General features: G+C 62.4%; 17 protein-coding genes and 1 riboswitch. Of the genes, 7 read left to right on the top strand and 10 right to left on the bottom strand.

The genetic code is table 11. The features are described from left to right. Positions 1–95: 95 nt before the first annotated feature. Positions 96–201, bottom strand: a riboswitch (TPP riboswitch). 245 nt (positions 202–446) lie between these two features. Further along, positions 447–1,895, top strand: a complete 1,449-nt coding sequence (locus tag ACVW0Y_RS03545; protein WP_457436094.1) for a TolC family outer membrane protein — start codon at positions 447–449, stop codon at positions 1,893–1,895. 343 nt (positions 1,896–2,238) lie between these two features. Here the strand turns inward: ACVW0Y_RS03545 and ACVW0Y_RS03550 are convergent, their stop codons facing one another. Both ACVW0Y_RS03550 and ACVW0Y_RS03555 read right to left on the bottom strand, forming a co-directional pair. Continuing rightward, positions 2,239–2,766 (bottom strand): metal-dependent hydrolase, encoded by a 528-nt coding sequence (locus ACVW0Y_RS03550; protein WP_457436095.1) that lies wholly within the window; start codon positions 2,764–2,766, stop codon positions 2,239–2,241. After that, a complete protein-coding gene (locus ACVW0Y_RS03555) occupies positions 2,763–4,349 on the bottom strand; it encodes an AhpA/YtjB family protein (RefSeq protein WP_457436096.1) in 1,587 nt (528 codons plus the stop codon). Before ACVW0Y_RS03555 ends, ACVW0Y_RS03550 begins: the two co-directional genes overlap by 4 nt. 166 nt (positions 4,350–4,515) lie before the next feature. Between ACVW0Y_RS03555 and serB the strand changes: the two genes are divergently transcribed. After that, positions 4,516–5,730, top strand: a complete 1,215-nt coding sequence (gene serB, locus ACVW0Y_RS03560; protein ID WP_457436097.1) for a phosphoserine phosphatase SerB — start codon at positions 4,516–4,518, stop codon at positions 5,728–5,730. A 136-nt stretch (positions 5,731–5,866) separates the two neighbouring features. Here the strand turns inward: serB and uvrA are convergent, their stop codons facing one another. Next, complete coding sequence (gene uvrA / locus ACVW0Y_RS03565) at positions 5,867–8,701, bottom strand: excinuclease ABC subunit UvrA (RefSeq protein ID WP_457436098.1); 2,835 nt, start codon at positions 8,699–8,701, stop codon at positions 5,867–5,869. 129 nt (positions 8,702–8,830) lie between these two features. Between uvrA and ACVW0Y_RS03570 the strand changes: the two genes are divergently transcribed. From ACVW0Y_RS03570 to ACVW0Y_RS03585, 4 genes are read left to right on the top strand one after another with little or no spacing between them, the layout of a single operon-like run. Continuing rightward, positions 8,831–10,216 (top strand): MFS transporter, encoded by a 1,386-nt coding sequence (locus ACVW0Y_RS03570; protein WP_457436099.1) that lies wholly within the window; start codon positions 8,831–8,833, stop codon positions 10,214–10,216. Between the two features lie 9 nt (positions 10,217–10,225). Next, entirely contained in the window at positions 10,226–10,723 is a 498-nt protein-coding gene (locus ACVW0Y_RS03575) for a single-stranded DNA-binding protein (protein ID WP_108096341.1), read from the top strand. 17 nt (positions 10,724–10,740) lie between these two features. Further along, complete coding sequence (locus ACVW0Y_RS03580; protein WP_457436100.1) at positions 10,741–11,625, top strand: sugar nucleotide-binding protein; 885 nt, start codon at positions 10,741–10,743, stop codon at positions 11,623–11,625. Further along, complete coding sequence (locus tag ACVW0Y_RS03585; protein WP_457436101.1) at positions 11,618–12,547, top strand: NAD-dependent epimerase/dehydratase family protein; 930 nt, start codon at positions 11,618–11,620, stop codon at positions 12,545–12,547. The genes ACVW0Y_RS03580 and ACVW0Y_RS03585 overlap by 8 nt, the downstream gene beginning before the upstream one ends. Before the next feature lie 133 nt (positions 12,548–12,680). Here the strand turns inward: ACVW0Y_RS03585 and ACVW0Y_RS03590 are convergent, their stop codons facing one another. The 5 genes from ACVW0Y_RS03590 to ACVW0Y_RS03610 form a co-directional block, all read right to left on the bottom strand. Continuing rightward, entirely contained in the window at positions 12,681–13,364 is a 684-nt protein-coding gene (locus tag ACVW0Y_RS03590; RefSeq protein ID WP_457436102.1) for an OmpW/AlkL family protein, read from the bottom strand. Between the two features lie 129 nt (positions 13,365–13,493). Then, the gene (locus ACVW0Y_RS03595) at positions 13,494–14,024 is read right to left on the bottom strand and encodes a DUF3299 domain-containing protein (RefSeq protein WP_457436103.1); all 531 of its coding nucleotides are present in this window, start codon (positions 14,022–14,024) and stop codon (positions 13,494–13,496) included. 31 nt (positions 14,025–14,055) lie between these two features. Next, a complete protein-coding gene (locus tag ACVW0Y_RS03600) occupies positions 14,056–15,321 on the bottom strand; it encodes an ABC transporter permease (RefSeq protein WP_457436104.1) in 1,266 nt (421 codons plus the stop codon). Position 15,322: 1 nt separating this feature from the next. Next, positions 15,323–16,033, bottom strand: coding sequence for an ABC transporter ATP-binding protein (locus ACVW0Y_RS03605; RefSeq protein ID WP_457436105.1), 711 nt, complete (start codon positions 16,031–16,033; stop codon positions 15,323–15,325). A gap of 102 nt (positions 16,034–16,135) precedes the next feature. Continuing rightward, positions 16,136–16,747: a DUF2796 domain-containing protein gene (locus ACVW0Y_RS03610; RefSeq protein ID WP_457436107.1), complete on the bottom strand. Its 612-nt coding sequence runs from the start codon at positions 16,745–16,747 to the stop codon at positions 16,136–16,138. Positions 16,748–16,869: 122 nt separating this feature from the next. Between ACVW0Y_RS03610 and ACVW0Y_RS03615 the strand changes: the two genes are divergently transcribed. Beyond that, entirely contained in the window at positions 16,870–17,220 is a 351-nt protein-coding gene (locus tag ACVW0Y_RS03615; protein WP_457436109.1) for a hypothetical protein, read from the top strand. Here the strand turns inward: ACVW0Y_RS03615 and ACVW0Y_RS03620 are convergent. Next, positions 17,217–18,215, bottom strand: a complete 999-nt coding sequence (locus ACVW0Y_RS03620; protein ID WP_457436111.1) for an SRPBCC family protein — start codon at positions 18,213–18,215, stop codon at positions 17,217–17,219. The genes ACVW0Y_RS03615 and ACVW0Y_RS03620 overlap by 4 nt on opposite strands. A gap of 63 nt (positions 18,216–18,278) precedes the next feature. After that, on the bottom strand, positions 18,279–19,151 hold the full coding sequence (trxA, locus tag ACVW0Y_RS03625) for a thioredoxin (RefSeq protein ID WP_457436113.1): 873 nt from the start codon (positions 19,149–19,151) through the stop codon (positions 18,279–18,281). Between the last annotated feature and the right edge of the window lie 190 nt (positions 19,152–19,341).

A 19,341-nucleotide genomic window follows, 5' to 3' on the forward strand; every position in this document is an offset into this window, starting at 1 on the left:
GCTCTCCAACGTCATCCTGAACGGGATTGTCGGAGTGAGCCTGATAGGGACGGAGGTGCACCGGGACCGGTGCCAGAGGACTCGCAAACAGACGGCAGGCGAGCAATCTTGTTCCCTACGCAGGCGTTAACCTGATCAGGTTCAACGGGATCCGGATTTACCGATCTCAGCCTTTCACTCAAGGCACCCCGACAAGAACCCGGCCACTCTAAACAAGGGCCGGGGGAAAACCAACCCCAAAGTCAAAAAAGCCCGACCCGCGCGTCGAAATATGACGGCGGGCGCAGCGTTGCAAAGGGATTGTTGCGAGCAGGCAACATAGCTTGTCGCAAACTACACTCACGGCGCTGTCAGGGCGCTTGACCCCTATCACCGCGCCCCTTAGCCTTGCCCATCACCGCCCCACTGCCGCAGGTTCAGGGGCCACACCAATTAGGATGATTAGCATGCTGCGCAGACTTTCCCTGGCACTTGCCGTGGCTTCAGCCTCAAGCGGCGCTGCCTGGGCAGCGGAAGCTCCCCTGTCGACCAAGACCGACCTCGTCAGCGTTTACCAGGAAGCGGTCAACAACAACGCCGATCTGGCGGCCGCCCACGCCGATTACCTGGCCCGCAAGGAAGTCGTTCCGCAAGCCCGTGCCGGGCTGCTGCCGAACATTTCCGGTGGTGCCAATATGAGCGACAGCGAAACCAAGGTGCGCACCAATATGGGTGACCCGCGCATGGACCGCAGTGGCATTCTCTACCAGGCCACCTTGAGCCAACCGGTGTTCCGTGCCGATCGCTGGTTCCAGCTCAAGGCTGCTGAAGCGACCAGCGAACAAGCTGCGCTGGAGCTGTCGGCCACCGAACAGAACCTGATTCTGCAAAGTGCCGAATCCTACTTCGCGGTGCTGCGCGCCCAGGACAACCTGGCCTCGACCAAGGCCGAAGAAGCCGCTTTCCAGCGTCAACTGGACCAAGCCAATGAGCGTTTCGATGTGGGCCTCTCGGACAAGACCGATGTGCTCGAAGCCCAAGCCAGCTTCGACACCGCCCGCGCCAACCGTATTCTTGCCCAGCGCTCGGTGGACGACGCCTTCCAGGCCTTGATCACCCTGACCAACCGCGACTACAACTCGGTTGAAGGCATTCGCCACACCCTGCCGGTACTGGCACCCACCCCGAACGACGCCAAGGCCTGGGTAGACACTGCCGCGCAGCAGAACCTCAATCTGCAAGCCAGCAACTTCGCCGTGGACGCGGCAGAAGAAGTCTTGCGTCAACGCAAGGCCGGCCACGCGCCGACGGTCGATGCCGTGGCGCAATACCAGCGCGGCGACAACGACAATCTGGGTTACGTGAACAGCGGCACCCCGGGTACGCCGCGTTACAACGGCGATGTCGAGCAGCGCAGCATCGGCCTGCAATTGAATATCCCGATTTTCAGTGGCGGGCTCACCAGCTCCCAGGTGCGTGAGTCGTACCAGCGCCTGAACCAGATCGAGCAGCAGCGCGAAGGCCTGCGTCGTCAGGTGGTGGAAAACACCCGCAACCTGCACCGCGCGGTGAACACCGATGTGGAAACCGTACAGGCGCGCAAACAGTCGATCATTTCCAACCAGAGCGCCCTGGAAGCCACCGAGATTGGCTACCAGGTCGGTACCCGCAATATCGTCGATGTGCTTGATGCCCAGCGTCAGCTGTACAGCTCGGTGCGTAACTACAACAACGCCCGTTACGACTACATCCTCGACAACCTGCGCCTGAAACAGGCTGCCGGTACTCTGAGCCCGGCGGATCTGGAAGCTCTGGCGCGTTTCCTCAAGCCCGACTACAACCCGGACAAAGACTTCCTGCCGCCAGATCTGGCCAAGTCGGCTGAACAGAACCTGAGCGCCAAACCGGATTATTGATCGGCCCGCCCAACAAAAAGCCCCGCACTTGGCGGGGCTTTTTGTTGGCTGAGATATGCGTTTGTCCACTGTCGTCCCAGCGAAGGCTGGGACCCAGAATGCCGCGGCGGGCTCGGTATTGAGGTTCGGTTCGAGAGTCTGGGTCCCAGCTTGCGCTGGGACGACGGTGTGGAGGCGTTAAGGCTTGATTGTCATGCGGGCGGCGATGCCGTTAGGGGTGTTGACTGAGATCTTGGTTTTTCCACTGTCGTCCCAGCGAAGGCTGGGACCCAGAATGCCGCGGCGGGTTCGGTATTGAGGTTCGGTTCGAGAGTCTGGGTCCCAGCCTGCGCTGGGACGACGGTTAACGCTTGAATGTCTTGCGGGCGGCGATGCCAAGCACGGCGATGGCTGCGCAAGGGAGCCATACCCAGCGCGCTTCGCTGGCCAACACCGCCAACCCACGCTCACTGAAAAAGCCGTTGATAAACGGCGAGACCGCAATCGGTCGCCACGGTAGGAAGAAGCGCTGTTCGCTCCATGGCCACAACCAGGCCACGCCGAGGCCACCATTGGTGAGCGCATCCAGCACGCTATGGGACGCGGCGGCCAGGGCCAGCCAGATGCCGGCTTTGATTCGGCCACTGTTGAGCAACGGCGCGAACAGCAGACCAAGCACCCCCATCAGGGCAGCGAAGGCTAGCGAGTGGCTGGCACCGCGATGGCCAAAGCTGTCGGCGTAGGCGATGCCGAATTTGAACGCCAGCACATCGGCATCCGGCAAACAGGCGGCGAGCATGCCGGCGATCAGCAGGCGGGGCGGGATTACCCGGCTGCCCAGGGCCAGACCAATGGCCAGGACGGGCAGCGGATGGGTGATTAATGTGGTCAAGGGCGGGCGGGTTGTTCGTGCATGCGCGCCAGTTGGCGTTCCAGCAGCGATGGATAAGGCTCCAGCAGACGCTCAACGCAGCAGGCACCTTCCGGGCTGGCGATGGGGCGGATGCGCACCCGTTGGCGCAGCAGCGGGTCGTCGCCAATGCTGCGTTCTACCAACAGCAGATTGCGGCTGTGTTGCGACAGGGCCAGGGCATCCAGGGCGGTGTCGCTGAGCAGCAGGTCACCCTGGCTGAGGTCGCCGAGCTCTTCGCCGGCAGTCAGGCCAAGCTGCAGTTGCAGGGTGATGCCACTGTCGGCCACTTCGATCTGCAATTGATGGCCGAGTGCACGCATCAGTTCGCCGCAGCAGATGGCGTGGGTCAGGTAGTCCTCACCGCTGTCGTCACTGTTGAACAGCATCAGGCTGCTGCCGTCCTTGAGGGTGTGCAGCACGCCGCTGTACAGGGCGGCGGCCTGGTCCAGGCAGTCGCGATAGCGTTGCAACAGGTCCATCAAACGGGCGCGGGGCAGGCGGCGCAGTTGCTCCTGGGCACCCAGCTGAATGGCCAGTACGGCGCTCTTTTCCGGCTGGTTCCGTTCGGGTTCGTAGTCGTCTTCTTCAACGTCGAGCACCGGATCCTGCAGGTCGGCGAACGGATCATCTTCGTCCAGCGGTGCCTGGATTGGCTTGACCCGCAACGGCGACTGCACGCGGCGTGGCCGCTCAAGGGTGGCGTCATCGTCGCTGTCGTAGCTGTCATCACGCAGGTCGCGCACTTCGAATTCGGGCTCTTCTTCGCCCTCTTCGAAGTCAGGTTCCTGGTCTTCGGCGAAGGGCTGCTCGTCGTCTTCGTACTCGTCTTCGACGTACTCAGGCTCCGGCGGTGCTACGGGTTTGGGCTTTTCCGGCACCAGGCGCGATTGCAGCTGGCGGGCCAGGTCACCGATCTCGTCATTGCGCCCGGCACCGGGGGCCGGGTCATCCGGGTCGCGCAGCCACACCCGCAGTTGCATCAGCGGCGTGGAGATATGCCGACCCAGGCGCAGGCTCAGGCTCAAGGTCAGGGCCAGCAGAATCAGGCTGAGCAAGCCCATGCTCTGCAGGCTGATGGTCATCGGCTGCTGGAATTGCTGCATATCCAGGCTGATGCGCAGGTGGCCGGCGATCACTTCCTGGAAGGTGATGGGGGTGGAATACAGGCCTTCGGTTTCGCCGAGCATGCTTTGTGTCGGACGCGAGCCGGCTTCGGCGAGGATGCGGTTGTCCACGCTGTAGATGGCGGCATGCGCCACCAACGGGTTCTTCACCAGGTTATTGAGCAGTACGTTGAGGCTGAGGATGTCGTTGGACACCAACAGTTCGGTGGCCGAGGCAGCCGTCTGGGTGGTCAGGCTCTGGCCCAGGGCATCGGCCTGCTGTTGCATGGCCTGTTTGAACTGCATGCCCATCACCAGGGCGTAGATCACCAGGGCCGCCGCCACCAGCAGCAGGCTGTGGCTGGCAATGCGCAACGCCAGCGGCACGCGACGCTGACGCAGCGCGTGGAAGATGAGGAGGAAGAAATTGTCGGGTTTTACGGGCGCGGGCCGGTTCACAGAGCGCGGCTCTTCTCGAATGGAATTGCCGCGCAGTATAACGAGGGCATGGGGGTGGGCAAAGCGCGCGCATGCCCGTATAGCGGCGAAAGTGGTTAGAATGTGCGCCTTTTCATCACCCCCGGCGCTGCGCCGGTGCTTTTGCCGTGCCCTGTGGAGGTCCGCCTTGCGCGAAATCGTTCTGATCAATATCACCGGCGAAGATCGCCCGGGCCTTACCGCTGCCATTACCGGCGTGCTGGCGCAAGGCGGGGTGAATATCCTCGACATCGGCCAGGCCGTAATCCACAACACCCTGTCGTTCGGCATTCTGGTGGAGATTCCCGGCACCGAGCAGGGCTCCGTGGTGCTCAAGGACGTGCTGTTCACCGCCTACAAGCTCGATCAGCAGGTGCGTTTTACCCCTATTTCCGAAGCGGACTACCAGCACTGGGTAAGCGGGCAGGGCAAGTCCCGGCACATCGTTACCCTGCTGACCCGCCGAGTGACTGCCGAGCAGCTGCAGCGCGTCAGTTCGATCACCGCCAAGTACGCCCTGAATATCGACCATATCGACCGCCTTTCCGGGCGCATGCCGCTGGATACCCCGGCCGACCAGAGCAAGGGCTGCATCGAGTTTTCCGTGCGTGGCGAGCCGGCCGATCCGGTGGCCCTGCGTGCCGAATTCCTCAGCGTGGCTCAGGAGCTGAACGTCGATATCGCTTTCCAGCAGGACTCGGTATTTCGTCGCAACCGCCGCCTGGCGGTGTTCGACATGGACTCGACGCTGATCGAAGCCGAAGTGATCGATGAACTGGCCAAGGTCGCTGGCGTTGGCGAGAAAGTATCGGAAATCACTGAGCGCGCCATGCGCGGCGAACTGGATTTCCGCGCCAGCTTCAAGGAGCGCCTGGCCTTGCTCAAAGGTCTGCCGGAAAGTGAACTGGCTGCCATCGGCGCTGCGTTGCGCCTGACCGAGGGTGCCGAGACCCTGTTCGTCGAACTGAAACGCCTGGGCTACAAGACCGCGATTCTGTCCGGCGGCTTCAGCTACTTCGCCAAACAGTTGCAAGCCAAGCTGGGCATCGATTATGTGTTCGCCAATGAACTGCAGATTGAAGACGGCAAGCTGACGGGCGTGGCCATCGAACCTATCGTCGATGCCCAGCGCAAAGCCGACTTGCTGCGCCAGCTGGCGGAACAGGAAGGCGTGAGTCTGGAGCAGACCATCGCCGTGGGCGACGGTGCCAACGACCTGCCGATGCTGGCGATTGCCGGTCTGGGTGTGGCGTTCCGCGCCAAGCCGCTGGTGAAGCAATCGGCCAAACAGGCGATTTCCACCCTGGGGCTGGATGGCGTGCTCTACCTGCTCGGCTACCGCGATCGTGACGGGCAAGCGTAAGCCGATCACCGTCCGTAGGAGCGGCTTTAGCCGCGATGCTTGTGACCTTAAAAAGCATCGCGGCTGAAGCCGCTCCTACAGATCGAGTAGCCAATAAAAAACCGGGCACCTGGCCCGGTTTTTTATTGGCTTGAAGTCAGGCCTTGTCGCGTTCCAGCAGTGGCTTGAGGAAGTAGCCAGTGTGGGATTGCGGCATTTCGGCGACTTCTTCCGGGGTGCCGACGGCAATGATCTGCCCGCCGCGTGATCCACCCTCGGGGCCGAGGTCCACCAGCCAGTCGGCAGTCTTGATCACATCCAGGTTGTGCTCGATCACCACCACCGTATTGCCGTGGTCGCGCAAACGGTGGAGCACGTCGAGCAGTTGCTGGATATCGGCAAAGTGCAGGCCGGTGGTGGGTTCGTCGAGGATATACAGGGTCTTGCCGGTATCGCGCTTGGACAGCTCGCGCGACAGCTTGACCCGCTGCGCCTCACCGCCGGACAGGGTGGTGGCCGACTGCCCCAGCTTGATATAGGACAGGCCGACATCCACCAGGGTTTGCAGCTTGCGCGACAGCGCCGGCACGGCATCGAAGAACGGGCGCGCTTCTTCGATGGTCATTTCCAGCACTTCGTGGATGCTCTTGCCCTTGTATTTGATTTCCAGGGTTTCGCGGTTGTAGCGCTTGCTCTTGCACACGTCGCAGGGCACGTAGATGTCCGGCAGAAAGTGCATCTCCACCTTGATCAGGCCATCACCCTGGCAGGCCTCGCAGCGCCCGCCCTTGACGTTGAAGGAGAAGCGCCCCGGCCCGTAGCCGCGCGAGCGGGCTTCCGGCACGCCGGCAAACAGCTCACGAATCGGGGTGAACAGCCCGGTGTAGGTTGCCGGGTTGGAGCGTGGAGTACGACCGATGGGGCTCTGGTCGATATCCACCACTTTATCCAGGTGCTGCAGACCGTCGATGCTGTCGTGGGCCGCAGCTTCCAGGGTGGTGGCACCGTTCAGCGCGGTGGCGCTCAGGGGGAACAGGGTGTTGTTGATCAGGGTCGACTTGCCCGAGCCGGATACGCCGGTGATGCAGGTCAGCAGGCCAATCGGAATTTCCAGGTCGACATTGCGCAGGTTGTTGCCGCGCGCACCTTTGAGCTTGAGCGACAGCTTCTTGTCCCGCGGTGTGCGTTTGGCCGGGTACTGGATTTTCACGCGACCGGACAGGTACTTGCCGGTCAGCGAATCCGGGTGGGCCATGACTTCGGCGGCAGTGCCTTCGGCAACGATATTGCCGCCATGCACGCCCGCGCCAGGGCCGATATCGACCACGTAGTCGGCCATGCGGATGGCGTCTTCGTCGTGCTCGACCACGATCACCGTGTTACCGATATCACGCAGGTGGCGCAGGGTGCCCAGCAGGCGCTCGTTGTCGCGCTGGTGCAGGCCGATGGAGGGTTCGTCGAGGATATACATGACGCCTACCAGGCCGGCGCCGATCTGGCTGGCCAGACGGATACGCTGGGCTTCACCGCCGGACAGGGTGTCGGCGCTGCGGTCCAGGGTCAGGTAGTCGAGGCCGACGTTGACCAGAAACTGCAGGCGCTCACGGATTTCCTTGAGGATCTTTTCGGCGATCTCGCCCTTGCGCCCGGTCAGGGCCAGGCTGCCGAAGTACTCGGTGGCATCGCCAATCGGCAGGCCGCTGACGGCTGGCAGATTGCGCTCGCCGACGAACACATGGCGGGCTTCGCGGCGCAGGCGGGTGCCGCGGCAGTCCGGGCACGGCTGGGTGCTGAGGAACTTGGCCAGCTCTTCGCGCACGGTGGTGGATTCGGTTTCCCGATAGCGGCGCTCCAGGTTCGGCACGATGCCCTCGAACGGGTGGGCGCGTTTGACGATATCGCCACGGTCGTTCAAGTAGCGGAAGTCGACATTGGCGCTGCCGCTGCCAGTGAGGATGACTTTCTTGTGTTCGGCGCTAAGGCTGTCGAACGGCTCGTCCAGGCTGAAACCAAAGTGGCTGGCCAGCGAGCCGAGCATCTGGAAGTAATAGACGTTGCGCCGGTCCCAGCCGCGGATCGCGCCTTCGGCCAGGGTCAGCTCGCCATTGACCAGGCGCTTGGTGTCGAAGAACTGTTTGACCCCCAGACCATCGCAGGTCGGGCAGGCACCAGCGGGGTTGTTGAAGGAGAACAGCTTGGGTTCCAGCTCGCTGATCGAGTGGCCGCACACCGGGCAGGCGAAGCGCGCGGAGAACACCATCTCTTCGCCTTCTTCATCGTCCATCGGGGCGACGAACGCCAAGCCGTCGGCTAGCTTCAGCGCGGTTTCGAAGGACTCCGCCAGGCGTTGCTGCAAGTCGCCACGGGCTTTGAAGCGGTCGACCACGGCGTCGATCGAGTGCTTCTTCTGTTTATCCAGCTTGGGCAGCTCGTCCAGTTCATAGAGCTTGCCGTTGACCCGCACGCGCACGAAGCCCTGGGCGCGCAGCTCGTCGAACACCGCCAGGTGCTCGCCTTTGCGCTCGCGAATGATCGGTGCCAGCAGCATCAGCTTTTTGCCTTCCGGCAGGGCCAATACCTGGTCGACCATCTGACTGACGGTCTGCGCTTCCAGCGGCAGATCGTGGTCCGGGCAACGCGGCGTACCCACGCGGGCATAGAGCAGGCGCAGGTAGTCGTAGATTTCGGTGATAGTGCCGACAGTTGAACGCGGGTTGTGCGAGGTGGATTTCTGCTCGATGGAAATCGCCGGCGACAGGCCTTCGATGGTGTCGACGTCGGGCTTTTCCATCATCGACAGAAACTGCCGGGCATAGGCCGACAGCGATTCGACGTAGCGGCGCTGACCTTCGGCGTACAGGGTGTCGAAGGCCAGGGAAGATTTCCCCGAGCCGGACAGGCCGGTGATAACGATCAATTTGTCCCGTGGCAGGGTCAGGTCGATGTTCTTCAGGTTGTGGGTTCGTGCCCCACGAATCAGGATCTTGTCCACTGCGGCCTCGCATGGCGGGCGAAAACCGATGAGTATACGGGCCTTGTCAAGCCAGCGGCAAAGCGTCACGCCTGTGCGGGGCTGAATGGGGGCTGCTAGAATCGGCGCGCATTTTCTTGAGGTACTTCCATGCACGATCCGCACAGCGAACGCATGAGTGGCAGTGAAACCCGCGCAGCAAGTGGGTTGTCGCTGGTCTTTGCGTTCCGAATGCTTGGTATGTTCATGGTCCTGCCGGTGCTGGCCACCTACGGCATGGACCTGGCTGGCGCGACGCCGGCACTGATCGGTCTGGCCATTGGTGCCTACGGGCTGACCCAGGCCGTGTTGCAGATACCCTTTGGCGTCATCTCCGATCGCATCGGCCGCCGCCCGGTCATCTATGTGGGGCTGATCATTTTTGCCGCGGGCAGCTTGCTGGCGGCCAATGCCGACTCGATCTGGGGCGTGATCGCCGGGCGCGTGTTGCAGGGTGCCGGAGCAATCTCCGCGGCGGTGATGGCGCTGCTATCCGACCTGACCCGCGAACAACATCGCACCAAAGCCATGGCCATGATCGGCATGAGCATCGGCCTGTCGTTCGCCGTGGCCATGGTGGTGGGGCCGTTGCTGACCCGTGCTTTCGGGCTGTCCGGCCTATTCCTCGCTACCGCGGGCATGGCCCTGGTGGGTATCGCCCTGGTGGCCTGGTGGGTGCCGCGTTCGGCCGGGCCGTTGCAGCACCGTGAGTCGGGGGTGGCCAAGGAGGCCCTGGGGCGCACCCTGCGGCATCCGGACCTGTTGCGCCTGAACCTGGGCATCTTCGTGCTGCATGCGGTTTTGATGTCCAGCTTCGTCGCCTTGCCGCTGGCACTGGTGGAACGTGGCGGGTTGCCCAAAGAGCAGCATTGGTGGGTGTATCTGACCGCGCTGCTGGTCGGATTCTTCGCCATGATCCCTTTCATTATTTATGCCGAGAAAAAGCGCCAGATGAAGCGCGTTCTGTCCGGCGCGGTGGCGGTACTGCTGGGCTGTGAAGTGTTCTTCTGGCTGACGGACGGCACCCTGCATGAGCTGTTGGTCGGCACCATCGTGTTCTTTACCGCGTTCAACCTGCTGGAAGCGTCGCTGCCGTCGTTGATCAGCAAGGTGTCGCCGGCGGGTGGCAAGGGTACGGCGATGGGGGTTTACTCCACCAGCCAGTTCCTCGGCGCCGCCTTGGGTGGCATTCTCGGTGGCTGGTTGTTCCAGCATGGTGGTCTGAATACCGTCTTTCTGGGATGTGCTGCGCTCTGTGGGCTCTGGTTGATCATTGCTGTTACTATGCGCGAACCTCCGTATGTCACCAGCCTGCGCTTGCCACTTTCACCCGCCGCGGTGCGTGATGCTGGCCTGGTAGAGCGCCTCTTGGCGGTGGCCGGAGTAACGGATGCAGTGGTGGTGGCCGACGAAGCCGCCATCTATATCAAATTGGATTCCGAACAATTGGATCGCTCAGCGCTCGACGCCTTGCTCGAAGCGCGTGCCGATACCTAGGAGAACGTTATGGCCCGTGGGGTTAACAAAGTCATTCTGGTCGGAACCTGCGGCCAGGACCCGGAAACACGCTACATGCCGAACGGCAACGCGGTCACCAACCTGAGCCTGGCTACCAGCGAGCAGTGGACCGACAAGCAGAGCGGGCAGAAAGTCGAAAAAACCGAATGGCACCGTGTTGCCCTGTTCGGCAAAGTCGCTGAAATCGCCGGCGAATACCTGCGCAAAGGTTCGCAGGTGTACATCGAAGGCAAGCTGCAAACCCGCGAGTGGGAAAAAGACGGCGTAAAACGCTACACCACCGAAATCGTGGTCGACATCAACGGCACCATGCAATTGCTCGGCGGCCGTCCGGACAATGGCGGTGGCGATTCCGCCCCACGTCAACAGCGTCCGGCACCTCAGCAGCGCGAGCAACAAGCGCCGCGTGAGTCGCGCCCGGCACCGCAACCTGCGGCCCAGCCAGCGCCGAACTACGATAGCTTCGACGACGATATCCCGTTCTGATCGGGCCTTCCTGACGTATGCGTATGCGCCTGATGCTACTGGGCGGCGGCAATGCCCTTGGGCAGGCGCTGATCCGCCTGGGGGCCGAGGATGACATCGGCTTCCTCGCCCCACGTCCGCCCGAGGGCGGCTGGGACGCCACCAGCCTGACTCTGCTGCTGGATGAAACCCGGCCCGACGTGGTGGTCAATCTCGCCTACTACTTCGACTGGTTCCAGGCCGAAGCGGTGAGCGCCGAGCGTTTCGCCCCGCAGGAACGTGCGGTCGAACGCCTCGCCGAACTCTGCCAACACCATTCCATTCGCCTGGTACAGCCCTCCAGCTATCGCGTATTCGATGGCTCGCGCGCCACTGCCTACAGCGAAAAGGAGGAGCAGGTGCCGTTGGGCCTGCGCGGTCAGGCGTTGTGGCGGATCGAACAGAGCGTGCGTGCGGCCTGCCCGCGGCATGTGCTGATCCGCTTTGGCTGGTTGCTGGATTCCAGCGCCGAAGGGTTGCTGGGGCGTTTCCTCAACCGTGCCGAGCACGATGCCGAACTGTTTCTCGCCGATGACCGCCGGGGCAACCCGACGCCCATCGACGATGCCGCCAGAGTGTTGATTGCCGTACTGAAACAACTGGATTGCCAGGCACCGCTGTGGGGCACGTACCACTACGGCGGCTACGAGGCGACCACGTCACTGGCCCTCGGCCAGGCGGTGCTCACCGAGGCGCGGGCGTTCCGCCAGCTGGCGGTGCAGGAAGTCGGCGCTCAGGCCCACGCGGCCCGCCCGGATGTGGCCGACGAGCCGCAGCACGCGGTGCTGGCCTGCAAGAAAATTCTGCATACCTTCGGCATCAAGCCGCGCGCCTGGCGTGCCGGTTTGCCAAGTCTTCTGGATCGTTACTACCGTCATGCCTGATCTCCCCGTTCTGGTTACCGGGGGCGCCGGCTTTATCGGCTCCAACCTGGTTGATTGCCTATTGGCCAAAGGCTACGCCGTGCGGGTGCTGGACGACCTGTCCATGGGCAAGCGCAGCAACCTGCCGCTGGACAACCCGCGCCTGCAGTTGCTGGAGGGCAGCGTGGCGGATGCGGCGTTGGTTTCGCAGGCGGTGGCCGGCTGCCAGGCTGTTGTCCATCTGGCGGCGGTGGCCTCGGTACCGGCCTCGGTGGCCGATCCGGTGGGCACCCACCAGAGTAATTTCGTAGGCACCCTGAATGTCTGCGAGGCGATGCGTAAGCATGACGTCAAGCGCGTGCTGTTCGCCTCCAGCGCCTCGGTGTATGGCAACAACGGCGATGGCCAGGCCATCGACGAAGACACCCCGATCGCGCCGCTTACGCCCTACGCGGTAGACAAGCTGGCCAGCGAGCAATACCTGGATTTCTACCGCCGCCAGCATGGTCTGGAACCGGCGATTTTCCGCTTCTTCAATATCTTTGGGCCACGCCAGGATCCTTCATCGCCGTATTCCGGGGTGATCAGCATCTTTATCCAGCGCGCCCAGCAAGGCCTGCCGATTGCGGTGTTTGGTGATGGAGAGCAGACGCGGGACTTCTTCTACGTGGCGGACCTGATTGCCGTGCTGATGCAGGCGCTGGAGATGCCCAGCGTCGAAGCGGGCCCCGTTAACGTGGGTCTGGATCGCGCCACCAGCCTCAACCAGTTGCTGCAACACATAGGCGACGTGGTCGGCAGCTTGCCGGCAGTTACTTATGGCCCGGCGCGGGATGGCGATATTCGTCATTCGCGGGCTAACAACCAGCGGTTGTTGAGCCGCTATCAGGTGCCTGAGCCGACGCCTATCGCAGTTGGTCTGGCCAAGTTGCTTGGCCGTTAGTCGCTAGATCAAAAGCATCGAGGCTAAAGCCTCACCCCCAATGGATTGAGTGACCCGGAGGGAGAGGCTTAGCCTCGATTCCTGCAAACGAAAAAGGCGCCCGAAGGCGCCTTTGTTCATTCTGGGATTGACCTCAGAATTTGTAGCCAAGACCGACCATGTAAACCCACGGGTCCACATCCACGTCGACCTTCACCTTGTCGCCCGCCAGGTGAGTTGTACCAGTGGTGTCGATGTCGATGTAGCGCACCTGGGCGTTGAGCATGATGTTGTCAGTCAGCATGTAATCCATGCCCACTTGCCCGGCGAGGCCCCAGGAATCTTTCATATCCAGGCCGCTGAAACCTTTGCTTTCGGCTTCGCTGCTGAGCTTGTCGTCGAAGAACCAGGTGTAGTTGATGCCGGCACCGACATAGGGTTGGAACGCCGACTTGCTGTCCATTGGGTAGTACACCAGGCTCAGGGTTGGCGGCAGTTGCTTGATGCTGCCGAGCTTGCCATTGAGGCCGGACAAGGCACCTGGCATGCCTTTGACGCCGACGTCATGATTGAACGGAGTTGCGGCCAGCAGTTCGATACCGACGTTGTTGGTCACCATATAGGCGAAGTTCAAGCCCAGTTGGGTGTCACCGTCCACGGTGGCCTTGCTGCCATCGACTTTGCCCAGTACCGAGTGGTCGATGTTGCCGCTGTTTTCGTGTGGATCAACGGTAATGGCGCCTGCACGCAGAATGATATCGCCGGCCTCGTAGGCATGAGCCATGGGGGCGACAAGCGCGACCGCCAGCAGGGAGGCGGCGAAGATGGCCTTGGACATGGTGTACTCCTTTCAATCACTAACGGTTCGGATGGCGTCAGTATCGACAGATCGGTAGCTGCCTATCTTGATCTATAGCAACAAATTGTAATGTGTACGGTTGCGCTTGGAGCAACCGTTGGAGCGTAGTCAGTTTTCCGGGGTTTCATAGGGGTAGATCTTGCTCGCATCCATCGCGTAACCGGCATCGGCAAGGTCACTGCTGCTGTTTTTTACCAGCAACGGACCTTCGACCCAGAACGGTTGGTACAGCGCATCCATCAGTACGCCGAGCTCACTGGTGACATGCACGATCTGGTTCGACGGTGGCGGCGGCACGTGGATGCAGGCACCGAAGTAAGGCACCAGTAGAAACTCGGTCACCCGGCTGTCTTCGCCGACTTCCAGCGGCACGATATAGCCCGGCAGTTTCACCACCTGGCCATTCAGCGCCTGCACCACGGGCGCGGCGGGAGACTGTTGCTTGGCCGCTGGTGCCGACTCTGCGGCCAGGGCATCGGCCAGCTGCGACAGGTCGTGCATCGGCGCTTGCGGCTGGGTGGCGACCGGGGCGTCCGGCGGTACCATTTCCGACCAGGTCAGCTCGCGCACATCGGCGGCCCAGGCGCTCAGGGTCAGGCTCGGCGCCAACAACAGGGCAAGGAAAAGCGCGCGCAACATGGTCAGGGTCCTCAAGTTTTACAGCAGTGGACTACACGCGGATGGACAAACCATCCGCCAGCGATTGTCGATAGGCACGCCAGGCCGGAATCGCGCCCATCAGCAGTGCGGCACCGAGAATACCGCCCAGCAGAGCCCACTCGTATGCGCTGGGCAGGGCCAGGGGCAGAAAGATCCCGTAGTTGGCCTGCACAAAACTCTGGGCACCGGCGATGCCGACGTACAGCAACAGGGTGCCGAGAACGACGCCGGAGCATGCCAGAGTGAAGGCCTCCAGCACCAGCAGGCTGGCGATATGCCAGGGTCGGGCACCAACCGAACGCAGGATGGCCATCTCCCGGCGGCGCTCGTTGAGGCTGGTGAGGATCGCCGTGAGCATGCCGATCAAGCCGGTGATCACCACAAACAACGAGACCACGAACAGCGCCTGCTCAGCGGTACCCATCAGGCTCCACAGCTCCTGCAGGGCCACCCCAGGCAGAATCGCCAGCAGCGGCTCGCCACGGAATTCGTTGATTTCACGTTGCATGCTGAAGGTGGCGATCTTGTTGTTCAGACCGAGCATAAAGGCGGTGATCGCCTGTGGCGTCAGGTCCATATTGCGCGCCTGATCCGCGCTGATGCGCCCGGTGCCGCGGGCCGGAACGCCGTTTTTCCAGTCGATATGCAGTGCTTCCATGCCGCCCAGGCTGATATGCAGGGTGCGGTCCACCGGGGTGCCGGTGCGTTGCAGAATGCCGACTACGGTGAAGGGTTTGTCGTCATGTTTGACCAGGCTGATGCTGGCCACGCCATGGGCCAGCACGATCTTTTCGCCAAGTTTGTACTTCAGCGCTTCGGCCACTTCAGCGCCCAGCACCACCTCGAATGGATCGCTGTCGAACGCGCGGCCTTCGGCCAGTTGCAGGGCCTGGCCGCGGCCATAGTGGTAGTGCTCGAAATAGGCACCAGTAGTACCCATCACGCGGAAGCCACGATGAGAGTCACCGAGGGACATGGGAATCGCCCACTTCACCTGCTTGCTGTTGGCAAAGTGCTCGAAGCTGTCCCAGCGAATATTGTTGGTGGCGTTGCCGATGCGGAACACCGAATACAGCAGCAGGTTGATCGACCCCGAACGGGCACCGACCACCAGATCGGTGCCGCTGATGGTGCTGGCAAAACTGGCGCGGGCTTCGGTGCGTACCCGCTCTACGGCCAGCAGCAGGCAGACCGACAGGGCGATGGCGAACACGGTGAGCAACGCGGTAAAACGACGGTTGGCCAGACTGGCCATGGCGAGGCGCAACAGGTACATCTCAAACCTCCGCAGCGGGCTTGGCCGCGCGATTGAGTTCTGCCAGCGACAGGTGGCGGTCGAATAGCGGGGCCAGGCTCTGGTCGTGGCTGACGAACAACAGGCTGGAGCCCGCCTCACGGCATTCGGCAAAAAGCAATTGCAGAAACGCCTCGCGGGCATCGGCATCCAGCGCCGAGGTCGGTTCGTCGGCAATCACCAGCTCCGGCTGACCAATCAGCGCCCGGGCGGCGGCCACCCGTTGCTGCTGGCCGATGGACAAGGCATCGGCGCGGCGTTCGAGCAGTTCATCCTTCAAGCCCAGGTGGGCGAGCAGGGCACCAGCGGCCTGGTGCACGCTGCCATGGCGCTGCTTGGCACGGCTGGCGCGCAGCTTGGAGAAATGACAGGGCAACTCGACGTTTTCCCGTACCGAAAGAAACGGCAGCAGGTTGAACTGCTGAAAGATGTAGCCGGTGTGGTCGACGCGAAAGTGGTCGCGGGCACCGGCCGACAGGCTGGTCAATTCTTGCCCCAGCAACGCGATGCTGCCGCGGCTGGGCTTCTGCACGCCGCCGAGCAACCCCAGCAAGGTGGTCTTGCCGCTGCCACTGGGGCCCTTGAGAAACAGGGTTTCACCCTGCGCCAGATGGAACGCGGGAATATCCAGCAGTTCGGCATGGCCAGGCCAGGCGAAACCAAGGTCACTGAGGGTCAGGAGTGGCGCTGTCATGAAGGGCACTTTGAAGTGGGGTGGGGCGAAATAGACGCTGCCCGAGAGGGTATCTGGATACCCGCTTGGGCGGCTACGGCTGGCTGTTAGAGCGCGGCCGAATCAAAAGTTCAGGCGTGGGCTTTTTTCCGTCAGCTCGGCACCTTGTTGGCCGGTGGGGCCGATCAATTGCGCTTGCACCTGGTGCAGCGACGGGAAGCGTTTGAACAGCGGCGTCAGGTCCAGACGGGTGAGTGCAGCGGGCTCGGCACAGGTCAGCTGATAGCTGGCGTGAATCTCGCTGTGGTGGTGTTCATGCTCATGTTCGTCGCCATCGGCAGCAGCGTGCTCGTCATGGTCATGATCGTCGTCTTCATCGGCATCCGGTTTGTCGCCGAACAGCGGGCTGTGCAGCTCCACTTTCGTCACGCTGCATTTGGCGGCGGCGGGTAGGGCGAACAGGCTCAGGGGTTTTTCCAGATCGGTTTTTGCACCAGCGACGGTGGCTTGGTCGACGGCGGATTTCGCCGCATGCTCAAAGCCCACCAGGTTCATCGACGGGTTTTCCAGCTCCAACTCCAGCGTGTTGCCATCCAGCGCGGCGTTCAAACGGCCGACGCCATGCTCGTGGGTGCCGAGGCTGGCGTGCTCTTCAGGGTGATCATGGTCTTCACTAGCCTGGGCAATGGCCAGCGGCAACAGGGCAAACGGCAGAGCGAGCAGCAAACGGCGCATGAAGGATGACTCCGGGTGGGCGGCTTAAATGAGATGTTATGTTATAACTCAAATCGACGCTTGCCTAGCCCGCTTGGCGAACTCATGGGAGCATGACGGCACTTTTGCTTGAGGTGGTTTTTATGGTGCATATCAAAGGCACGATCGGCACCTGGCCGGTCGATCTGAGCATTGAACTGGATGCTGAAGACTGGGCGCAATTGGCCGCGCAGCTACCGGTAACGGCCGCCGCCGAACCCGTCAAACCAGCACCGCCGCTGGCCACTCACTCGCAGGATGATAAGCAATGGTTGCTGGTGCAGGAGTTGCTGCGCAGCGCCGGCAAGATCGACGGCCCGGCCTTGCTCGGCGAGCTGCAAGCGCTCACCGGCAATGCCAGCGCCGCCAAGCGCCTGCTGGTGCGCTTGCGCCATTCGACGCTGGTGGAAGTGGAAGCCGGCACCGATGCGCCGGTGTATAGCTGGGTCGGCTAGCCGGCTTTGCCCGCCGCTTCGGCGCGGTGCTGATAAAAACCGAGGATGGTTTCGGCGGTATCGCCAATCATGAAGCGCGCCACCGGCACCGCGTACCAGTTGAACGCTGTGGTGGCGCGGAACGTCACGCGCACATCCAGGCGCGTGCCGCCGGCGTTTGGCGTGAGCGTGTAAGAGGTGTCCTTGAGGTCGAAATATTCGCCGCCAATGCGCACATGGTCGTCCATTGAGCCGGCGGGGAATGAGTCAGGGCGAAAGTGGTAGTTCCAGGCAATGTAGCGCTGGTCCTGCCAGTCGGTGATCTGCTCGTCGAAGCTGATGCCGCGTTGCCAGATCAACTTGCGCATGCCGCCCACCCGTGGCTCCAGCGTTCGCGCTTCGATCGGATAGGGTACGCCGATGCGGTAAGCCAGGCCGCTGGCCAGCTCCTGCGGGTGAATATCGGTGGGAAAGTTGATCAGCTGCCACACCCGGTCAACCGGCGCGGCAATCTGTACGCTGCGCTCCACGGTGGCAAAGCCATCGTGCGGTACATACAGGGTTTCCACGGCAGCCAGTACCAAGGGCAGCGCGGCGATGCTGTAGAGCGTCCGCCCGGAGCTCTCGACCACCCGGCAAAACAGGCCCATCAGCAGACCGCCGAGCGAGCCCATCAGCAGAAACAGCGGCAAGGCCATGGCGATGCAGATCGAGCCTTCGATAAGCGCCAGTGCCGTACCACCGACAAACAGCGACACGGCCAGCCAGGGCGCAAAGATAAAGAACATCACGCTGCGATCTTTGCTGCGTTCGGCGAAATACACGCTGATCGCCCCCACCGCAAATGGCACCCCCAGGGCAAAGGCCGCCGACATCACGGTCGGCCCTTTGAAGGCGCCGAACAGGCTGGGGCCGGAGAACAGCAGGCGCAGCAGAAAGCCGTAACCGGCACCAAGCATAAACGGCAGCCAGTTGGAAAACGGCAGGGTTGGGTCTGGGGAATTCTGGGCGTTCAATGCAGCATCCTTGTGCGGAGTGGGCCCTGCCCGGAATGGGCAAGGCGCAGCGGGCTCAGCGAATCAATACAGCGCCTGGTACAGCTTGCGGCGGAACAGGGTCACCAGCGGGTGCTCGTTGCCCAACAGCTCAAATACCTGCAGCAGGGTTTTGTGCGGCATGCCGTCGGCGTAGCTGCGGTTGCGGACAAACAGTTTCAACAGCGCTTCCAGCGCCGGTTCGTACTGCTGGCGCGCCAGTTGCTGGATGGCCAGTTGGTACACCGCTTCATCGTCGCCGGCATCCTGCGCCAGGCGCGCCTTCAGGGCGGCGGCATCGGGCATATCGGCGGCTTGGCGCAAGAAGGTGATCTGCGCACGGGCGCTGGCCAGGTCTTGCTTGTGGCTATCGCCCTTCACGGCATCCAACACGCTTTGCGCTTCGCCCAACTCACCGCGCTCGGCCAGGCAGCGGGCATACAGAATCAGGGCGGCGGGTTTCTCGCTGTCAGCGGCGAGAATTTCCCGCAGCAGGTTTTCCGCGTCGCCAATCCGCCCTTCGGCAAACAGTGCCACGGCGCTTTCCAGCGGGTCAGCCGCAAGCGGCGGCGGGGCGGCGACGTGGGGTTCAAGGATGGCGCGAATCGCCGATTCCGGCTGTGCACCCTGGAAGCCATCCACCGGCTGGCCGTCCTTGAACAGCACCACGGTAGGCAGGCTGCGAATGCCGAAGCGGGCGACCACATCCGGCTCCAGGTCGCAGTTCAGCTTGGCCAGCAACAGCTCGCCGCGATAGCCCTCGGCAATCTGCGCGAGCATTGGCATCAGGGCTTTGCACGGCGCGCACCACTCGGCCCAGAAGTCCACCAGCACCGGCTTGTGAAAGGAGTTCTGGATCACCAGCTGGTCGAAGTTGGCCGTGCTGACGTCGAAGATATAGGGCGTGTCCTGGCTCATGCTTGGTCTCGAAACGCGAAAATGGGACGGCCGGGTTATCCCCGGCGCAGGCTCGTCACTATAGGTGGGGACGCCGCGGCTGAAAACCAGTGCCGGCTGCAAGAAAGCGTCGTGCGTCAACGTTGCACCTCCACCTGCCGCTGAATTCAAGGCTGGACGGGTAGCCGCCTGCGGGCTGCAGTGCTTTGAC

The organism is Pseudomonas sp. TE3786 (genome assembly GCF_054057335.1).